Origin of the sequence: Pedobacter panaciterrae (assembly GCF_013204795.1) — a bacterium.
GTDB classification, from domain to species: domain Bacteria; phylum Bacteroidota; class Bacteroidia; order Sphingobacteriales; family Sphingobacteriaceae; genus Pedobacter; species Pedobacter panaciterrae.
Genome location: NZ_JABMKW010000017.1, coordinates 353,665 through 368,804, shown reverse-complemented (window position 1 = coordinate 368,804; position 15,140 = coordinate 353,665). Strand labels below are relative to the sequence as shown.

The 15,140-nt window shown below is 39.8% G+C and carries 13 protein-coding genes; 9 read left to right on the top strand and 4 right to left on the bottom strand.

Annotated elements, in window-relative coordinates:
* The first annotated feature begins 56 nt into the window (after window positions 1–56).
* A complete protein-coding gene (locus tag HQN86_RS12820; protein WP_172661349.1) occupies window positions 57–3,041 on the top strand; it encodes a PAS domain-containing sensor histidine kinase in 2,985 nt (994 codons plus the stop codon).
* Here the strand turns inward: HQN86_RS12820 and HQN86_RS12815 are convergent.
* Complete coding sequence (locus tag HQN86_RS12815; protein WP_172661348.1) at window positions 3,031–3,681, bottom strand: response regulator transcription factor; 651 nt, start codon at window positions 3,679–3,681, stop codon at window positions 3,031–3,033. The two genes, HQN86_RS12820 and HQN86_RS12815, sit on opposite strands and share 11 nt — an antisense overlap.
* Before the next feature lie 329 nt (window positions 3,682–4,010).
* Between HQN86_RS12815 and HQN86_RS12810 the strand changes: the two genes are divergently transcribed.
* The 5 genes from HQN86_RS12810 (at window position 4,011) to HQN86_RS12795 (ending at window position 8,916) form a co-directional block, all read left to right on the top strand.
* On the top strand, window positions 4,011–4,532 hold the full coding sequence (locus HQN86_RS12810; RefSeq protein ID WP_246269591.1) for an RNA polymerase sigma factor: 522 nt from the start codon (window positions 4,011–4,013) through the stop codon (window positions 4,530–4,532).
* A gap of 1,023 nt (window positions 4,533–5,555) precedes the next feature.
* Window positions 5,556–6,668 carry a cyclopropane fatty acyl phospholipid synthase gene (cfa, locus tag HQN86_RS12805; RefSeq protein ID WP_172661347.1) on the top strand — a complete coding sequence of 371 codons (1,113 nt, stop codon included), beginning with the start codon at window positions 5,556–5,558 and terminating at the stop codon, window positions 6,666–6,668.
* Window positions 6,669–6,894: 226 nt separating this feature from the next.
* Window positions 6,895–7,092 (top strand): hypothetical protein, encoded by a 198-nt coding sequence (locus HQN86_RS26720; protein WP_216854395.1) that lies wholly within the window; start codon window positions 6,895–6,897, stop codon window positions 7,090–7,092.
* Window positions 7,093–7,144: 52 nt separating this feature from the next.
* Window positions 7,145–7,879: an alpha/beta fold hydrolase gene (locus HQN86_RS12800; protein ID WP_172661346.1), complete on the top strand. Its 735-nt coding sequence runs from the start codon at window positions 7,145–7,147 to the stop codon at window positions 7,877–7,879.
* A 536-nt stretch (window positions 7,880–8,415) separates the two neighbouring features.
* Window positions 8,416–8,916, top strand: coding sequence for a CinA family protein (locus HQN86_RS12795; protein WP_172661345.1), 501 nt, complete (start codon window positions 8,416–8,418; stop codon window positions 8,914–8,916).
* A gap of 240 nt (window positions 8,917–9,156) precedes the next feature.
* On the opposite strand, the gene HQN86_RS12790 is transcribed toward HQN86_RS12795, so the two are convergent.
* Window positions 9,157–9,615 (bottom strand): ferritin-like domain-containing protein, encoded by a 459-nt coding sequence (locus tag HQN86_RS12790; protein ID WP_172661344.1) that lies wholly within the window; start codon window positions 9,613–9,615, stop codon window positions 9,157–9,159.
* Window positions 9,616–10,099: 484 nt separating this feature from the next.
* On the opposite strand from HQN86_RS12790, the gene HQN86_RS12785 reads away from it, so the two are divergent.
* The 3 genes from HQN86_RS12785 (at window position 10,100) to HQN86_RS12775 (ending at window position 13,377) form a co-directional block, all read left to right on the top strand.
* Window positions 10,100–10,510 carry a prealbumin-like fold domain-containing protein gene (locus HQN86_RS12785; RefSeq protein WP_172661343.1) on the top strand — a complete coding sequence of 137 codons (411 nt, stop codon included), beginning with the start codon at window positions 10,100–10,102 and terminating at the stop codon, window positions 10,508–10,510.
* A 246-nt stretch (window positions 10,511–10,756) separates the two neighbouring features.
* The gene (locus HQN86_RS12780) at window positions 10,757–12,613 is read left to right on the top strand and encodes a tetratricopeptide repeat-containing sensor histidine kinase (RefSeq protein ID WP_172661342.1); all 1,857 of its coding nucleotides are present in this window, start codon (window positions 10,757–10,759) and stop codon (window positions 12,611–12,613) included.
* Between the two features lie 236 nt (window positions 12,614–12,849).
* Window positions 12,850–13,377, top strand: coding sequence for a GNAT family N-acetyltransferase (locus HQN86_RS12775; RefSeq protein ID WP_172661341.1), 528 nt, complete (start codon window positions 12,850–12,852; stop codon window positions 13,375–13,377).
* A gap of 31 nt (window positions 13,378–13,408) precedes the next feature.
* Here the strand turns inward: HQN86_RS12775 and HQN86_RS12770 are convergent, their stop codons facing one another.
* On the bottom strand, window positions 13,409–14,158 hold the full coding sequence (locus HQN86_RS12770) for a phosphatase PAP2 family protein (protein ID WP_172661340.1): 750 nt from the start codon (window positions 14,156–14,158) through the stop codon (window positions 13,409–13,411).
* 144 nt (window positions 14,159–14,302) lie between these two features.
* Window positions 14,303–15,124 carry a DUF4249 family protein gene (locus HQN86_RS12765; RefSeq protein ID WP_172661339.1) on the bottom strand — a complete coding sequence of 274 codons (822 nt, stop codon included), beginning with the start codon at window positions 15,122–15,124 and terminating at the stop codon, window positions 14,303–14,305.
* Window positions 15,125–15,140: the final 16 nt, after the last annotated feature.

The window sequence follows — 15,140 nt, the reverse complement described above, 5'->3', positions numbered from 1 at the left end:
AGTGATTAGATAACAGCAATAAGAAATATAAGGCATTCTAAACCGGCCCTCTTTTTATGGAAATAAATTCTTATGAACATCTTTCAGAATATCTGCTCAATTCAATACCCATTGCTTGTTACTTGCTGGATAAAGAGGGTAGGTTTGTCTACCTGAATCGAGAGGCAGAGCATTTTTCGCAGCTGAAAAAAGAAAATATCTTGGGTCGGAATGTGGGGGAGATATTTATGGAATCTATCCCGACACATTGCTATGCTTCTATTAATGCTGCGCTGTCGGAGCAAACAAAAGTTTCCTGTCAATATATTTCTACAGTTAGCGGCACATGGATCAGCATGACTGCTCTGCGAGCTGAAAACGGCGGAGCAATTGTGATGTTCTCTGAAATTACTGAACTTAAGACAAATGGACATCAATATCAAACACTTGTAGAAAATACCCCTGATGCCATTAGCCGGTGGAACAGGGATTTGCAGCTCTTATATGCTAATCAGGTATATACCCAGAAGACGGGCAGGACATTAGACCAGTTAGTAGGGAAGACCCTGATCCAGATCGGCCAATCACCTGAAGTGGCGCTACCCTGGATGGAAAAGATGAAACAAGTTTTTAACACAGGTAAGGCGCAGGAGCATTACTACAGTTACCCCGGACCTTTTGGGGAGCTTTTCTATTTTTCCAAGATGGTGCCTGAATTTGACGCCGAGCAGTGCATAGAAAGCATTCTTTCCATTGAACGTGATATTACCCCACTGAAAAAGACAGAGCTGGAATTGGAAGCACAAACCCATTTCATTCAGTCGATTATGGACACGCTGCCAGACGTAGTCTCTGTAGTGCGACTTCCTTCCAGAAAATTGGAGTACATCAACAGGGATCCGCTGATGCTGGTAGGATATACCCGGGAAGAAATGATCTCCATGTCCTCAGACGGGGGGGCAGACCATTTAATCCATGCTGAGGATCTGCAGTCACTGCTGGATTATTATAAGCGGGTGAATTTGCTGAAGGATGGTGAAACTGAGCAGATCGAATACAGGGCGAAGCACAAAAACGGGGGATACATTTGGCTGCGTTTAAGAGGGACTATTTTCCGTCGTAATCAGGAAGGTGAGCCGACCTACGCTTTTCACATCTGGCAGGATGTCACACAGGAGAAGAATGCCGAACTGAAATTAAAAGAAAGCAAGGATTTGCTGGAGTCCATTTTTGATGCAGCACCCAACTCTATTTCTGTATTTAATATTATTTATAACCAGCAATCTGAAGTAGCAGATTTTGAGATTCTGATGTTCAATAAATTTACTTTAGAAACAACAGGCTTATCCAGTAGTGAGGTGGTGGGTAAACTTTATAGCAATGTGTTTCCACATACCCTGAGCACCGGGATATTTGATGAGTTCAAAAAAGTTGCCATAAGTGGACGTCCGGCGGAATTTGAAACCTGCTATGCTGGAGAGGAAATGCAACATTGGTTCAGAATTAAAGCTGTCAGGTTGAATAACCTGTTGGTGGCCATCACCGACGACATTACCGAACATAAGCAGGTTGAGTTGGAGTCAAAAACCAGCTTGGATATGCTGCAGTCGGTTTTCGACAGCACTCTGGTAGGCATGTCTGTTTTGGAGGCTGTCCGTGGCCAGGACGGTGTGATCAATGATTTTCTCATAAAAATGGTAAGTAAAGAACTGGAAAAGGAAACTAATCGAAACGACCTTGTAGGGAAACGCTATTTGGAGGAATATCCTGGTCTACGTGCCGCGGGATTATTCGACATCATGTTAAGGGTAATGGAAACGGCAGAACCTGACGGAAAGGAATATGCTTTTGCCTACAATGGTATTCACAAATGGTTCTACTGTAATTTTGTAAAGATGGGAGATGGCCTTGTCGCAACCAACATGGATATCAGTGCGCGAAAGCATGCTGAAAAGGCGATCAGAGAGAATGCTGCATTAATCAATAGCATCGCAGATTCGGCACCGGATATGGTTTATGCTATTGATCTGATCAACCGGAGGCAGATTTATTCCAATTATAAAATTGCTACTTTACTGAACAAGTCGCCACAGGAGATCAGGCATTTGGACATTTCCTTTTATGGTGAATTTATCCATCCAGAAGACCGCAATAATTTCTTTAACAACCTTGCTGAACTGAGAAACGCAAAAAACAGTAAGGTAAGTGAGCTGACCTACAGGTTGATTGACGCAGCTGGTCATGTCCATTGGATCCGGACCAGAAGAAGCATTTATAAGTATGATCATGCCGGGAAGCCCAGTCATATTGTTGGTGTTTCAGAGGACATTACCGAAAGGAAAGAACTTCAGGAGAAAAATCATCAGCTTTGGCTGGAACACAATGAGGCTAAAAAGAAGCAGCGACAGGAGATCATTCGGGCAACACTTAAGGTACAGGAAGAGGAGAGAAAACGGATTGCTGAAACCCTTCACAATGGTATTGGGCAGATTCTTTATGGAATTAAACTTACCCTTGACCGCCTGAAACCAAGTCTTTCTAATGCAGGCAACGAACAACAGAAAATATTAAATGAGGCCCAGGACCTGCTGACTAAATGTATTAAAGAAAGCAGACGGGTCTCTCATGAACTTATGCCGCCTGCCCTGGAAGATTTTGGACTTAAGGCCGCTCTTGAAGATGTTTGTTGGCAGCTGAGGGGGGAGGTTTCCTTTAACTGTCACTTCACTGGTGACCCACTTGCGCTGGACAAATACATCCAGCTTTCTATCTATAGAATCGTGCAGGAACTTATGGTCAATATCATTAAGCATGCCCATGCCAGTCAAGCCGTGGTCCAAATCGTGATTGAACGCAATGTCACTCAAATACAGGTAGAGGATAATGGGAGTGGTTTTAGCTGGGCGGAAGTCAAAAATAAGGGGATTGGATTATCAACAATACAGGCAAATGTAAGGCTGTTAAACGGAAAAACAGAAATCAAATCGGATGAATCCGGCACCAGAATACAGATCACATTGCCTATTGATTTAAATCCGGTTCAAGGGACAGTTAAGAGATAAATCCGTTCAATACCGCAAACCTGATCAATGTGGCTGTATTTTTTGAACCTGTTTTTTCCAGTATGCTTTGACGATGACCTTCCACTGTTCGCTTACTGATGAAGATCTTTTCGGCTATTTCTGTATTGGTTAATCCTTCAGCGATCAGTTGAAGTACTTCAACTTCCCGTTGCGAAAACTCAATTTTGCTTTCCGGTGCTGTGGTAAATACAGGATTTTCCTGCAAGGATCTATCCAACAGGTTTAGTGCAAGTTCAGTGCACAAATAGCGGCTACCACTATGTACCTGCTTCAGGGAGAAGATCAGTTCATCGGAACTTACGTTTTTAAAAACATAGCCCGAAGCGCCCTCCCTAAAAGCCTGGCTAATGTATTTCTCATTATCCAGCATGGACAAGAAAATTACTTTTACATCTGGATAGTTTGTTCTTATGGCCTTCAGCATGGACATTCCATCCATAACGGGCATATTGATATCTGCAAGAATAAGCCCAGCTTCTACATTGCCTTCTAGCAGTTCCAATACCTCTTTGCCGTTAGTCGCCTCCCCAATTACCTCAAAGTCAGGCTCATTTTCCAATAACATCCGAATGCCATTTCTAACGATGTTATGGTCCTCTGCCAGTATAACTTTTAGCATCTTCTTTATTGTTTCGGTAGACATTATTTTATACTTACGGGTAACGCTTGGTCATAGTTTATATGATTCAGCGCCGTAATGTAAAAATAAGCATTAAATCCCTAATCAGAGCAGGAACTGACTCCTTTACCTTGAATTATTTAATATACACGTACCTTTTTTTTCTTACAGGTAGAAATACTGGTTGTACTGCGTCATCTACGTGTTGAGAGCGAGCATAACACCCGAAATCAGGGTAAATTTACCGTTTTTGCCATATGAAAAGGAACAGAAGGAGTCTTGGGTATGCTATTTGGTTGTTGCTTTTTAGCCACTTAACCCGATATACTATGAAAGCAGATATGATCAATTTACAGTCAGAATTCGGAAAACTGAAAAGCAGTTTACGATTTTTTGCAATGTCTTTTACTAAAAATAAGGAAGATGCAGATGATCTGGTACAGGATACTTTCCTTAAGGCGGTTCGTTATGCACATAAGTTTGAGGAGGGAACTAACTTAAAAGCCTGGCTGTATATGATCCTTAAAAATACTTTTATTAATAACTACAGAAGAAAGGCGAGACATCAAATTTACATGGAGGAAAGTACAGCGCTGGCAGCTGATTATCAATTGAATTCTTCTGGAAATTTGGGTGTTAATAAATGCTTTCACGATGACATTCACAAAGCGCTTAGGATGCTTCCATATGATTATTCTTATCCCTTCATCAGGTATTTTGAAGGATATAAATACCATGAGATCGCCAAGGAACTGAATATCCCTATTGGTACCGTCAAAACCAGAATCCATGGAGCGAGAATTGTTCTGAAAAAGAGTTTGAAAATGTATGGGCTAAAGAACAATTCTTAGCAATTGTGTCATTGAGTTGCATACTCCAACCCTATGCTTTTGGCTGTCTAAATAAGTGATTCTGCTAACGCCGATACGAATGTTACTTAATCAAAGCCTGAAAAGCAAGATGATCTCTATGGAATATTCCAGTTAGAGATTGAAAAAATACTGAAAAGTGAAAATGAAGGCAGAAACTATGCCATGAGATGGTTTTTTCTGCTGTTTGGTTCAACGATAGGTTTTGCGATAATGGGCAAATTTCGGTTAGGCTGGTTGTCGCTGGGTAGTTTCGCTTTTTGCGTTGCTCTTGGAATGCTGCATATTTCCGATGCTTAAAAAAAATTCTCGCGTATAGACTAAAAATTGCGAATAATTCTTTCAATTAGTACAACAGATGAAATGCACACGATTTGAAAGCGGACTTTTTTGTGCAGTTTGGCTGGGGATCATTCTATATTGAATATTCCCATTGATTTATTAAATTACGATATAAATTATACAAAAAATATTTCTGTTCCGCTAAGTTTTTAATTCAAACTACCGTGGCTTACGGAGGTTGAAAAATAAGACTTGGCAGACTGTACTTTTAAAAATCGATGTATTTTTTCGAATGCAGATACTCAATTATAGGCTCTACGATCTTACAAAACACTTTTAGATATTCTATGTAATCCTCAGAATGGGTAATTATTCTTAATAGCGGGCGGAAATTCTATTTTTCTTTTTTATTCTCATAAATCTCTTGGATGATTGATAAAATAACCTCTAAATGTTCTAGTGGGTTCCCAGTTCCCCAGCTTAAAGAAACCATAATTGGTTATTTCCTTTTTTATGCCTTTAAAATTCTGATCTGTCATTTTATCAGGACATGGCAGTCGTTAAGAAAAAAACAGAAGTCATTGCATAAAAACAATCCAAAGAAAAAAATGTCTACAGCGTTTCCAAAACCGAACGCCTTTCGTAATTGTTATCATGCTGCCTGTTCTCCTTATATCAGAAAGATTGTTTACAGGTTGTTGTTACTTTATAATGCATGTAATTATGAATACCAGGCTAATTATTGAAAAGATGCTTGCCGTTGCGGGCATTAAGATCAATGGCGATGCCCCAACCGACATTCAAATTAAGGATAGCAGGTTTTATGATACTGTAATGCATAGGGGTTCAATGGGTTTGGGAGAATCCTATATGAAAGGCTGGTGGGATTGTTCCATGCTTGATGATTTTTTATATCGCATTTTGCATTCCAATCTGGAACAGAAAGTTAAGAGTAACCTAAATTTATTGTACCTCTTGCTATCTGCAAAGTTAATGAACCGTCAATCTGGTGAAAGATCACTTAAAGTAGCGGAAAAACATTATAACTTAAGCAATGCGCTTTTTGAGCAAATGCTAGATAAATATATGATGTATTCCTGTGCCTATTGGGAAAACGCCGCAAATCTTGACGATGCCCAGGAGCGGAAACTTGAGCTGATTTGCCGTAAATTAAAGCTTGTACCGGGCCTTAAGGTGTTGGATGTTGGATGTGGCTGGGGAGGCTTCGAACAATATGCAGCACAACACTATGGTGTACATGTAACCGGAATTACCATATCTGTAAATCAGGCTGAGATGGCAGCTAAGCGCTGCGAAAATTTACCTGTAGAAATTAGGACGCAGGATTACCGGGACATTAATGAGAGATTTGACCGTATTGTTTCTATAGGGATGTTCGAGCACGTCGGCCCTAAAAATTATGAGGTGTTTATGAACACGGTGTGTCGCAGTTTAAAAGATGAGGGTCTATTTCTTTTGCATTCGATTGGCAGTAATGAGCAAAAAGACATAACTGATCCCTGGATTGACCGTTACATATTTCCCAATGGGGTGATTCCCTCTCTCAAACAAATGTGCAAGGCCATTGAAAAACACTTTGTTCTACTTGACTGGCATAACTTTGGCCATTATTATGACCAGACCTTAATGGAATGGCTCAGGAAATTCAAACTTGCCTGGCCGGCATTAAAAGATCAATACGATGAAAATTTTTATCGCATGTGGGAATACTACCTTAATGTTTCTGCAGCTTCCTTCAGGAGTGGGAAAAACCAGCTTTGGCAAATTGTCTTGACAAAACAAGGTGCCAATGTGAATTATAAGTCCGTTCGCTGAATTACTTAGCTGTTCCTTCCCATGATCAAAGACAAAGCGCGCGCGCAGCAATAAAATAACAGCAATGGGTTCCAATATTGCATTGAGCGCACGTGAATATTTCCATTGCTGTCTTAACTGTACCCAATTTTTAGGGAAGACACCCCAGTTATCAATAACCAGATTTATAGGACAAGCGAATACGAAAAGATAGCAAGGGAAGAACTATTTTTATCAAAATGAACAATTGGACAGATTAATAATTAGTAACCTTGCCAGTTCCTTGGTGTTTAACGCCAAATTACGTCCTTCCAGTGTGAATACATTGACTTTGAAAACCTATGCAGGCAATTTTGCAGATTATAAAGACAAGCCTAAGCCATTGGCTATATACACAAAAAAACATTTGAGAACAATTTCAATAAAAGAATTGTTTTTGGAGTAGTACCAGGGCTTGTTAGATTCAAACTGCACTAATTTTAGGCAAATTAAATAATATGTCAAGGCAAATCTACAACAGAACAATCAAAGTTGGTGGAATTGATCTCTTCTACAGAGAGGCTGGAGATAAAGAGAATCCCTCGCTACTGCTTTTACATGGATTTCCTACCTCATCGATAGCTTTCAAGAATTTGATGATTGCGATGTCCGATCAGTATCATCTTGTGGCTCCGGATTATCCAGGATTTGGCTTTAGTGAATTTCCCGTACCAGATAATTTTGATTATACATTTAGTGGTATATCAGCTTTGATAAACAAATTCGCCGAAGCAATAAATCTAAACAAGTTCTTTATTTATCTCCATGATTATGGTGCGCCGATCGGACTTAAATTATGCATAAACCACCCTGAAAAGATTGCCGGTATAATTGTTCAGAGTGGCAATGCACATCGTGAAGGTATGGGACCGGAATGGGATGAATACATTGACTATTGGTACAATCCAACAACAGAAAAAAAGAAAAAACTGATTACATTTTTAAGCGAAGAGGGTATAAAAAATCAATACTTCGGTGGACTTCCCAAAGAGGTATTATCCAGGGTAAGTCCGGAACTGTGGATGCTAGACTGGGAATTTCTAAAAAGGCCGGGTAACATCGAAAGGCAGTTTGAACTAAATTGTGATTTTAAAACTCACTTGGAAATGTTTCCTGTTTATCAGGAGTATTTCTACAATCACAAACCACCAGCGCTTATCATTTGGGGGAAACATGAAATATTTTTTCGGTAAAAGAAGTCCAGTACTATAAGCGTGACTTGCCTGAAGCACAAATCCATGTTCTGGATGGGGGGCATGATGTGCTGGACACTCATTTTGATGAGGTATTGACACTAATAAGGAATTTCGTCAGTGGAAAGTGATGTGATCGGAAAATCTCTCAGGGTGGACTATGAACTGACGGCAGTAGCGAAAGATTTAATTCCCATTTGGTCCCTGCTGAGCAAATGGGGTAAAAAACACAGGGCGCTCCTTGCATCTTTAGCTCAGACAAGCCTTCAAGATGCTTAAAATTTGTGGTCTCACGTAATTTTTTTAAACATTTGCCCCATGAAGAATGTTCGTTAGGAACAGAAAGTAACCTGTGAACGGAAGGTTAAGCCGTTGCTAATGAAACAACGGGTAGTGGGGATTCTTTGTTGTCATATTCCTTTCCAATGGTTCCCCCTTATTGGTTGAGGTGACAGGATCCCCGGAATCCAAACCTGCTGATGCTCCGGAAATGGAAGCCGGATAATAAAACTAGTTGTTAATTTAACGCTTTACCGATGAAAAAAGAGATTGATGATTACCTTTTGCTGCTTTGTGGTGAGTTGCTGATTAAACATAAGCTGACCATTGCTTTTGCCGAAAGTGCAACTGCCGGGCGTTTGTCTGCTGAATTTGGCCTGGTTCCTGACGCTGGAAAATTTCTGAAAGGTGGTGTGGTCTGTTATGATGCAGATTTAAAATACACCCTGTTGGGTGTGCCTCAGGCACACCTGAAGGCGTTTACTCCGGAATCGGAAATCGTGACCTGCCTGATCACCTCCGGTCTGCAAAAACTGATGCCGGCCGACATTCATATTGGTTGCACTGGTCTCACTGCGCCAGGTGGCAGTGAAACTGTAGAGAAACCAGTGGGCACGATGTTTCTCCATGCAATCAGTGCTCAGGAATTGCTTTTTAGCGAACGGACAGTTTTTCGGGGCAGCCCAGAGGAAATCGTTTGTCAGACGGTAGAATTTTTAGCCTTTTGTCTGCATCGATATCTGTTATCTCTGGAATAGCGGGCGTGGTTTGCGATCGAACTCAGCACTTTCATGAAATTGAAGTTGCTGGTTGATCTTTCAGTTGGTCTAGCTATTGAATGTAGCTCAACTAAAGAGTTGAGGAACTTTATTTTCAGTAAGTAATTTGCTAACTCATTAACTTTGGTCTTTGATCAAAGCGAACATGATCCCGGAACTCATTCGGCAGAAGCACTTGTTTTCCGGGATCATGGTTTTATTTGCCGTACATCAGCGAGATTAAGAAGATACGCTATCCCGTAGCGCTCTAATCCTATCGTGGGAGGCCTTTAAGTCTGTTTTTTGCGCTGAAATGATACTTCTCAAGTTTGCTGAAAGTCCCTCAGTCTCCAAAGCCATCTTATAAGCATTTTGAGCAGCATCCTCGCCAAATTCACAATTATTTAAAACGGTTTCCCGGTCATGTCCTGTAAAGACTGCTTTTATATCCATCCAGGCACGGTATATTTTTCCGGATGTAGTGGTCCCCGTATCCGCATTGGCTCCCAATACCTGGATTTCTTGTGTTAATGTTGACCTGTGTTGGTTACTTTGCCTGATCATTTCCAAGAATAAGGAATGTAAATCACTGTCGTTTTCGGTTAATTCTGAAATTGCCTTTTCATAACCTTTTACCCTATCATTGTTGATTTCTATCAAATCATTTAAAATTTCTGTGTTTACTGCGTTGTTTTCCATTTTCAATAAGTTTTTGTGTCTATAGCTAACACCTCCGAAATAAAATGGTTTAAGTTTTTTGAAGCACCTGCATGCTATTGCCACAAGGGTCAAACTTTCTCAATACCGGCGGGATTTCCTGAATCCGAGATAAAAGTAAATGCCGGCTACCGCGCGCGTTCCGAACGGGTATAACCCTTGTTAGGATCAGTATCCGCTTTAACATAAATGCCACTTTGCCTCTCTTGTTTTTCCATGCGGGATCCATGACAAGCAAGGTATGTGCCGTTCTGGATTTACTTGCCCCTGCTTAAAGGCCGTCAAATCTCGCAGTGGTTTATTATAATTTCCCCGCTGGTTGCTGATTGTCCCCGTTTAACTTTTCCCTGCCTAATTGCACCGTAATTTTATTCCAAATTTTCTGCCCAAATCCTTTAAAAATACTGGTTTTCCAGTAGTGGTTTAAAGTATAGGAATTGTTATTTTTGTACTAAACATGAATGTCATGAGAAGCAAACCTGTTTTGTTTTTGATTTTGTGCATATTTTCCTGTAAAATTAAACTGCAAGCCCAGGAGCAGCAGCCAGTTCCAGTTTTCCCGGGCGCTTCGTTTAACAAACACGAAGCAGGTAGTATGCTAAATAATGGCACAGCAACGCTACATGGTATCATCACAAAGAAGTCTAAGAACCCGGATAATACCTATTTGGGTATTGTTGTAACGCTCTTCCCCTGTGCACCGTATTTTGATGAATGGTATGACTTGCAGATGAAAAATAAAAGGGGGAACACACTGGCGATGATGTCTTCTGAAGCCTACTCTTACCGTATACTTACGAAGGCTTCAGATAAGGACGGTACCTTCGAGTTTCGGAATTTAAAACCGGGAAAATATTATCTCCAGATGGCACTCTGATTATCAGCCATACCATGATTCCGGTATCTGATACGTATCGGCCACTCTAAATAAGCGTGTGCAAATTCTGTAACCATTTTATCCGGTTTTTAACTGGAATATTTTATGAGCGAAAATTATTGCTTAAACCTAAATAGAAAGACAACATACCTGTAAATAAATAAAATGAACAGATTCCAGGATTTATATTTGGCTGTATTTGTCGAAATTAGTAATAAATTAGTTTAAGCTATTTGTACAGAAATTATGCGCCCATCAAAACTAATACACAATCTTTTACTGATTCTGCTATTTTGTTATGGCACCGTGCAGGGACAGTCTAATCTAATAGGAGCAGAGAAGCAAAAGCTGCCCTTCATTAAAGACAGCATTAGTTATGTCAATTCCATAAATCGTCTGGGGATGCTTTATCACATGAAGAATGTTGATAGTAGCCTTTATTATGGTATGATGTCTAAAGCTATGGCTACCAGATTGCAATATCCTAAGGGAAAGGCAGATGCGGATAATGTAATCGCTTCTGTACTTTATATTAGGGGAATGTATCAAGAGTCGCTTCAACTATACACTCAGGCTTTATCTCACTACAAGATTCAAAGGGATACCGCAAATATGAGTCAGGTCATAATGAATATGGGGAATGTATATTTGAGTCTTGGTGATTCTACAAAAGGCCTTGATCTTTTTCGACAGGTTATTAGAACGGGAAGAAGAGATAGCATCATGAGCCTGGTGTACGCAAATTATTGCATGAGTAATCCGTCCCTTTCAAATGACAGTGCCCAGTATTACATTAACAAAACCCGGGAAATTGCATCCATGTACAAAGATCACCGGGTGCTAATTGCTGTAAAGGAGTTAGAATTCGATTTTTTAGTAAAAAAAGGCCGTTCTGCAGAAGCACTGAAGCTGCTTGGCGGTGCTTTGGCCGAAGCACAAAAATATGAGCTTGATGATCAGGAAATTTACATACTTAGCGCTTATAGCAACTATTATGCAAACCAGCCCGATAGCGCTTTGCATTATGCCTGGCGTAGCTATCAGTTGGCCAAAGAAAAGGACTATGTCCTGGAATTAATCCCTATACTGACGAATATTCTAACCCATACTACATTACAGGGTAATAAAGATCAAATCATCAATGTTCACAAGTTACTTGAAGGGGCGATGGCGGAAGAGAACCAGAAGCTGAAAAAATTTGTTGGAGATTACATTAAGTACAACACGATCCAAGGTGATAATGCTGTTTTAAGTGTGATCAACAAAAATAGCAAGACCAAAATATGGTTGCTGGTTTCGGTTTGTGTAGCCGGTTTATTCTTACTGCTTTTCATTTACCGCTTATACCAGATTTCGCGTAAACACGAGTATGAGCTGCAGCAGCTTAACCTAAAAATTCTGGAGCAAAATAAAACCTTGCAGCAAGCTGATGAATTCAAAAATAAACTCTTTTCTATTTTAGCTCACGATTTCAGAACCCCACTTGTCTCTACAATAGGCATTGCAGGCTTAATGAAAGACAATCCTGAATTTACAAAAACAGAAATGGAACAGTTTTATGGCGATATAGAAAGGCAAGCCAGAGGCATGCTGGAATCATTTGACACCATCTTGCAATGGATCAAGCAGCAGTTGTCTGGTTACCAGTATAAAGCAGAAACACTCGTGCTCCATGAACTGTTCTGCGAATCAGCAGATATCGTTTCGGAACAACTAAAAGCAAAAAAAATAATAGTGTTTAATCAAATTCCAAAGCACGTAACTGCAATATCAGATAAAGAAATGCTGCAATTTGTTAACCGGAATTTACTGTCCAATGCCATTAAATTTTCCCCGGAGGATGGCGAAATTGTGATTACGTGTACACTGGAAAACAATTCCGTGATTGTATCTGTTGCAGATCAGGGTCAGGGGATGGATGAACAAACCATCAGCAAACTATTTTCAATATCCAGCAATTTCGGTTCTTCTACACAGCACGGCGCAGGAATAGCGCTTTCCATGTGTAAGGATTTTATTCAAAAGCTCGGTGGGCGGATCTGGGCTAAGAATGCAACGCCACACGGGGCGGTATTCTCCTATACAATTCCCGCCAAAGGATGATCTATTATTGATATTGAATGAGTTCCCTGATCGGTATTGAAATGTAACTTAACCTCGCAATTTTTTTCGCCACATTAAATGTCGATTGTTCTTCTATTCGCTTCTTATTCCTAAGATTCCCCTGATTATTCGGAAAGTTTCCTGTACCCCAGCCCGCAGTCAAATCACATTTAGCAAGATTCGGATTTTATGAATCCTCCATTTATACAGATATTGTCTCTGAAAAAATATAAGATATGGAGATTAAGAATTGTTTATTAACTGACTTAGCTGAAATACAATCGCTTTATGAAGCGGCAAGGAGTTTGCAAATTCAGAGAGAAATGGTAGTCTGGCCAGTTTTTGAAAACACATTCATTAAAAATGAAATCACAGAAAACCGGCAATGGAAAATCCTCCAGCACAATTTAATTGCCTGCAACTGGGCCGTTACCTTTGAAGACAAGGAGATCTGGGGAGAAAAAGACAGGAATGATTCGATTTACATCCACCGGATCTGCACACACCCGACATTACGCGGGAACAGATACATAGAGAAAATCGTAGAATGGTCCAAGGAGTATGCAAGACAACTGGGCAAAAGATTTGTACGTTTAGACACACTGGGTAACAACACAAAACTTATAGCGCATTATGCCTCGGCGGGATTTAATTTTTTAGGAATAGTTAAATTGACTGACACCGCAGACTTGCCAGCTCATTATCAGAAGGAACCGAATTGCTGTCGTTTTGAAATTGACCTGCAAAGTTTTGCATCACGGTAATTATGGAAAGTAAAAGATTATGTGCACATTTTCAGAATGTCATTGACAATCCCAACCCGTATTGTCTTCCATTATAAAAAGGCATCACAGTTCCATTTACTTTATCTTTGTCTTTGAAAATCGTTTTCTTAATTAACGGATGCACCCAATATGCGATTTTGGTGCTTAAAATTCCGATTCCTGCACCTGTGGCAACATCGGTAAGCCAATGCTTTTCGTTGGACATCCTAAAAAAACCTGTGCCGGCAGCAACCGCATAGCCTGTAATACCATACCAATCCGATACATCTTTATACTCCTGATATAAAAACTCGGCACCCATAAAAGCCGTAGCGGTATGTCCCGAAGGAAACGAGTTGGTATCTGAGCCATCTGGTCTTTTAACTTTTGAAGTTTTTTTTATGATGTTTACAGAGCCGCCCATAATGAGATATGCCGTTGCCAAAACAATGGTTCTGTCTTTAAAATTATTTTTTCCATGTACGCCCATTGCATTTAAGGCATATACTGATAAAAACGGACTGTATTGAGCATAATCATCCCAGTTTACTTTCTTGTCATCATGCTCCCTAAATTCATTTTTAACACTGATGTTAATATCTTTTAAAGCGGGGCTTGTAAGACCAGCAATCCCATATCCGATTAAAACAGTCGGAATGATGAGCGATTTGTATTTGGATTGGGTGTTTGTAATTTTTTTTGTTGAGTCAATTGAAACGCTTTGTCCGTTAACTTTTAAAACGGATAAAAATAGAAAAAGCACAATTATTATATTATTCATTTATTTATATATTATTCAATTACACACGAAGTATGTTGATTCTATATACCTTATGGCAGCGCTTCAATTGCTCCAAGATTATTGAATAACCGGACTTTTCATGGAGATAATAATTCCGGTTTTTACTAAATGCGCAAAGGTTAATTACCTAACCTTATAGTTTTTTGTGTCTACTTCTGCAAGTCTGAAATAGCCAAAAGCGTAATTATCGCTATTGGTCTGATTAATAATATTACCGCGGACTGCACTTGGTGTTGTCGGAAAAGGGTTGCCATCATTGCCAGTAGCCAATATTAATTTGAACATGTAATTGTAATAGCTTTTTGAAATCCCGTACAGTTTAAAGTCTACCAGGTCCCCAGCTTTTAACTTTTCATGCGAATACGACTCCTGCATTAAATTACCATTAGTGTGTTCATCATCTTCAACTTCAAGCTCAGGGAACGGCGAATACGGCTGCCTGATACTGTTTAGATAAGAATTTGCCTGACTTGCATCATCCTTGTAGTAAAATGTTACTTCAATTTCATCACCGACTTCACCTCCTTTGTCGTTCTGATCAATATGATCTTCAATTTTTGGAACCGGGGTAAATGTTTCTGATGCGGTATAGGTTTCGCCGTTTAATATAATTTTTAGATTATAAGCCTGGCCGATAACGGGAAGGAAATTGTGACAAACATATTGCCCAGTTCCGGGAGTTTCTACAAAATTAAAGACCGTATTTGATGCATTTGTTACCGTAACTACTGCTCCCGAAACGCTTGGGAATTCGGAACCGTAATAACCTGTTGTTGTCGACAATACAATCTTTTGTTCATTGCCCGTTGTATTTTTAACCCAATCTATAGACGCATCTATAACCAATCTTGGCGATGCTGTCTTAAGAGGTACATTAACAGCTTTCTCGCATCCTGTCACAAACAGTGCAACAGATAGAATTATAATTTTTTGTAGTAGTTTCATTTTTATCTTTTTATAA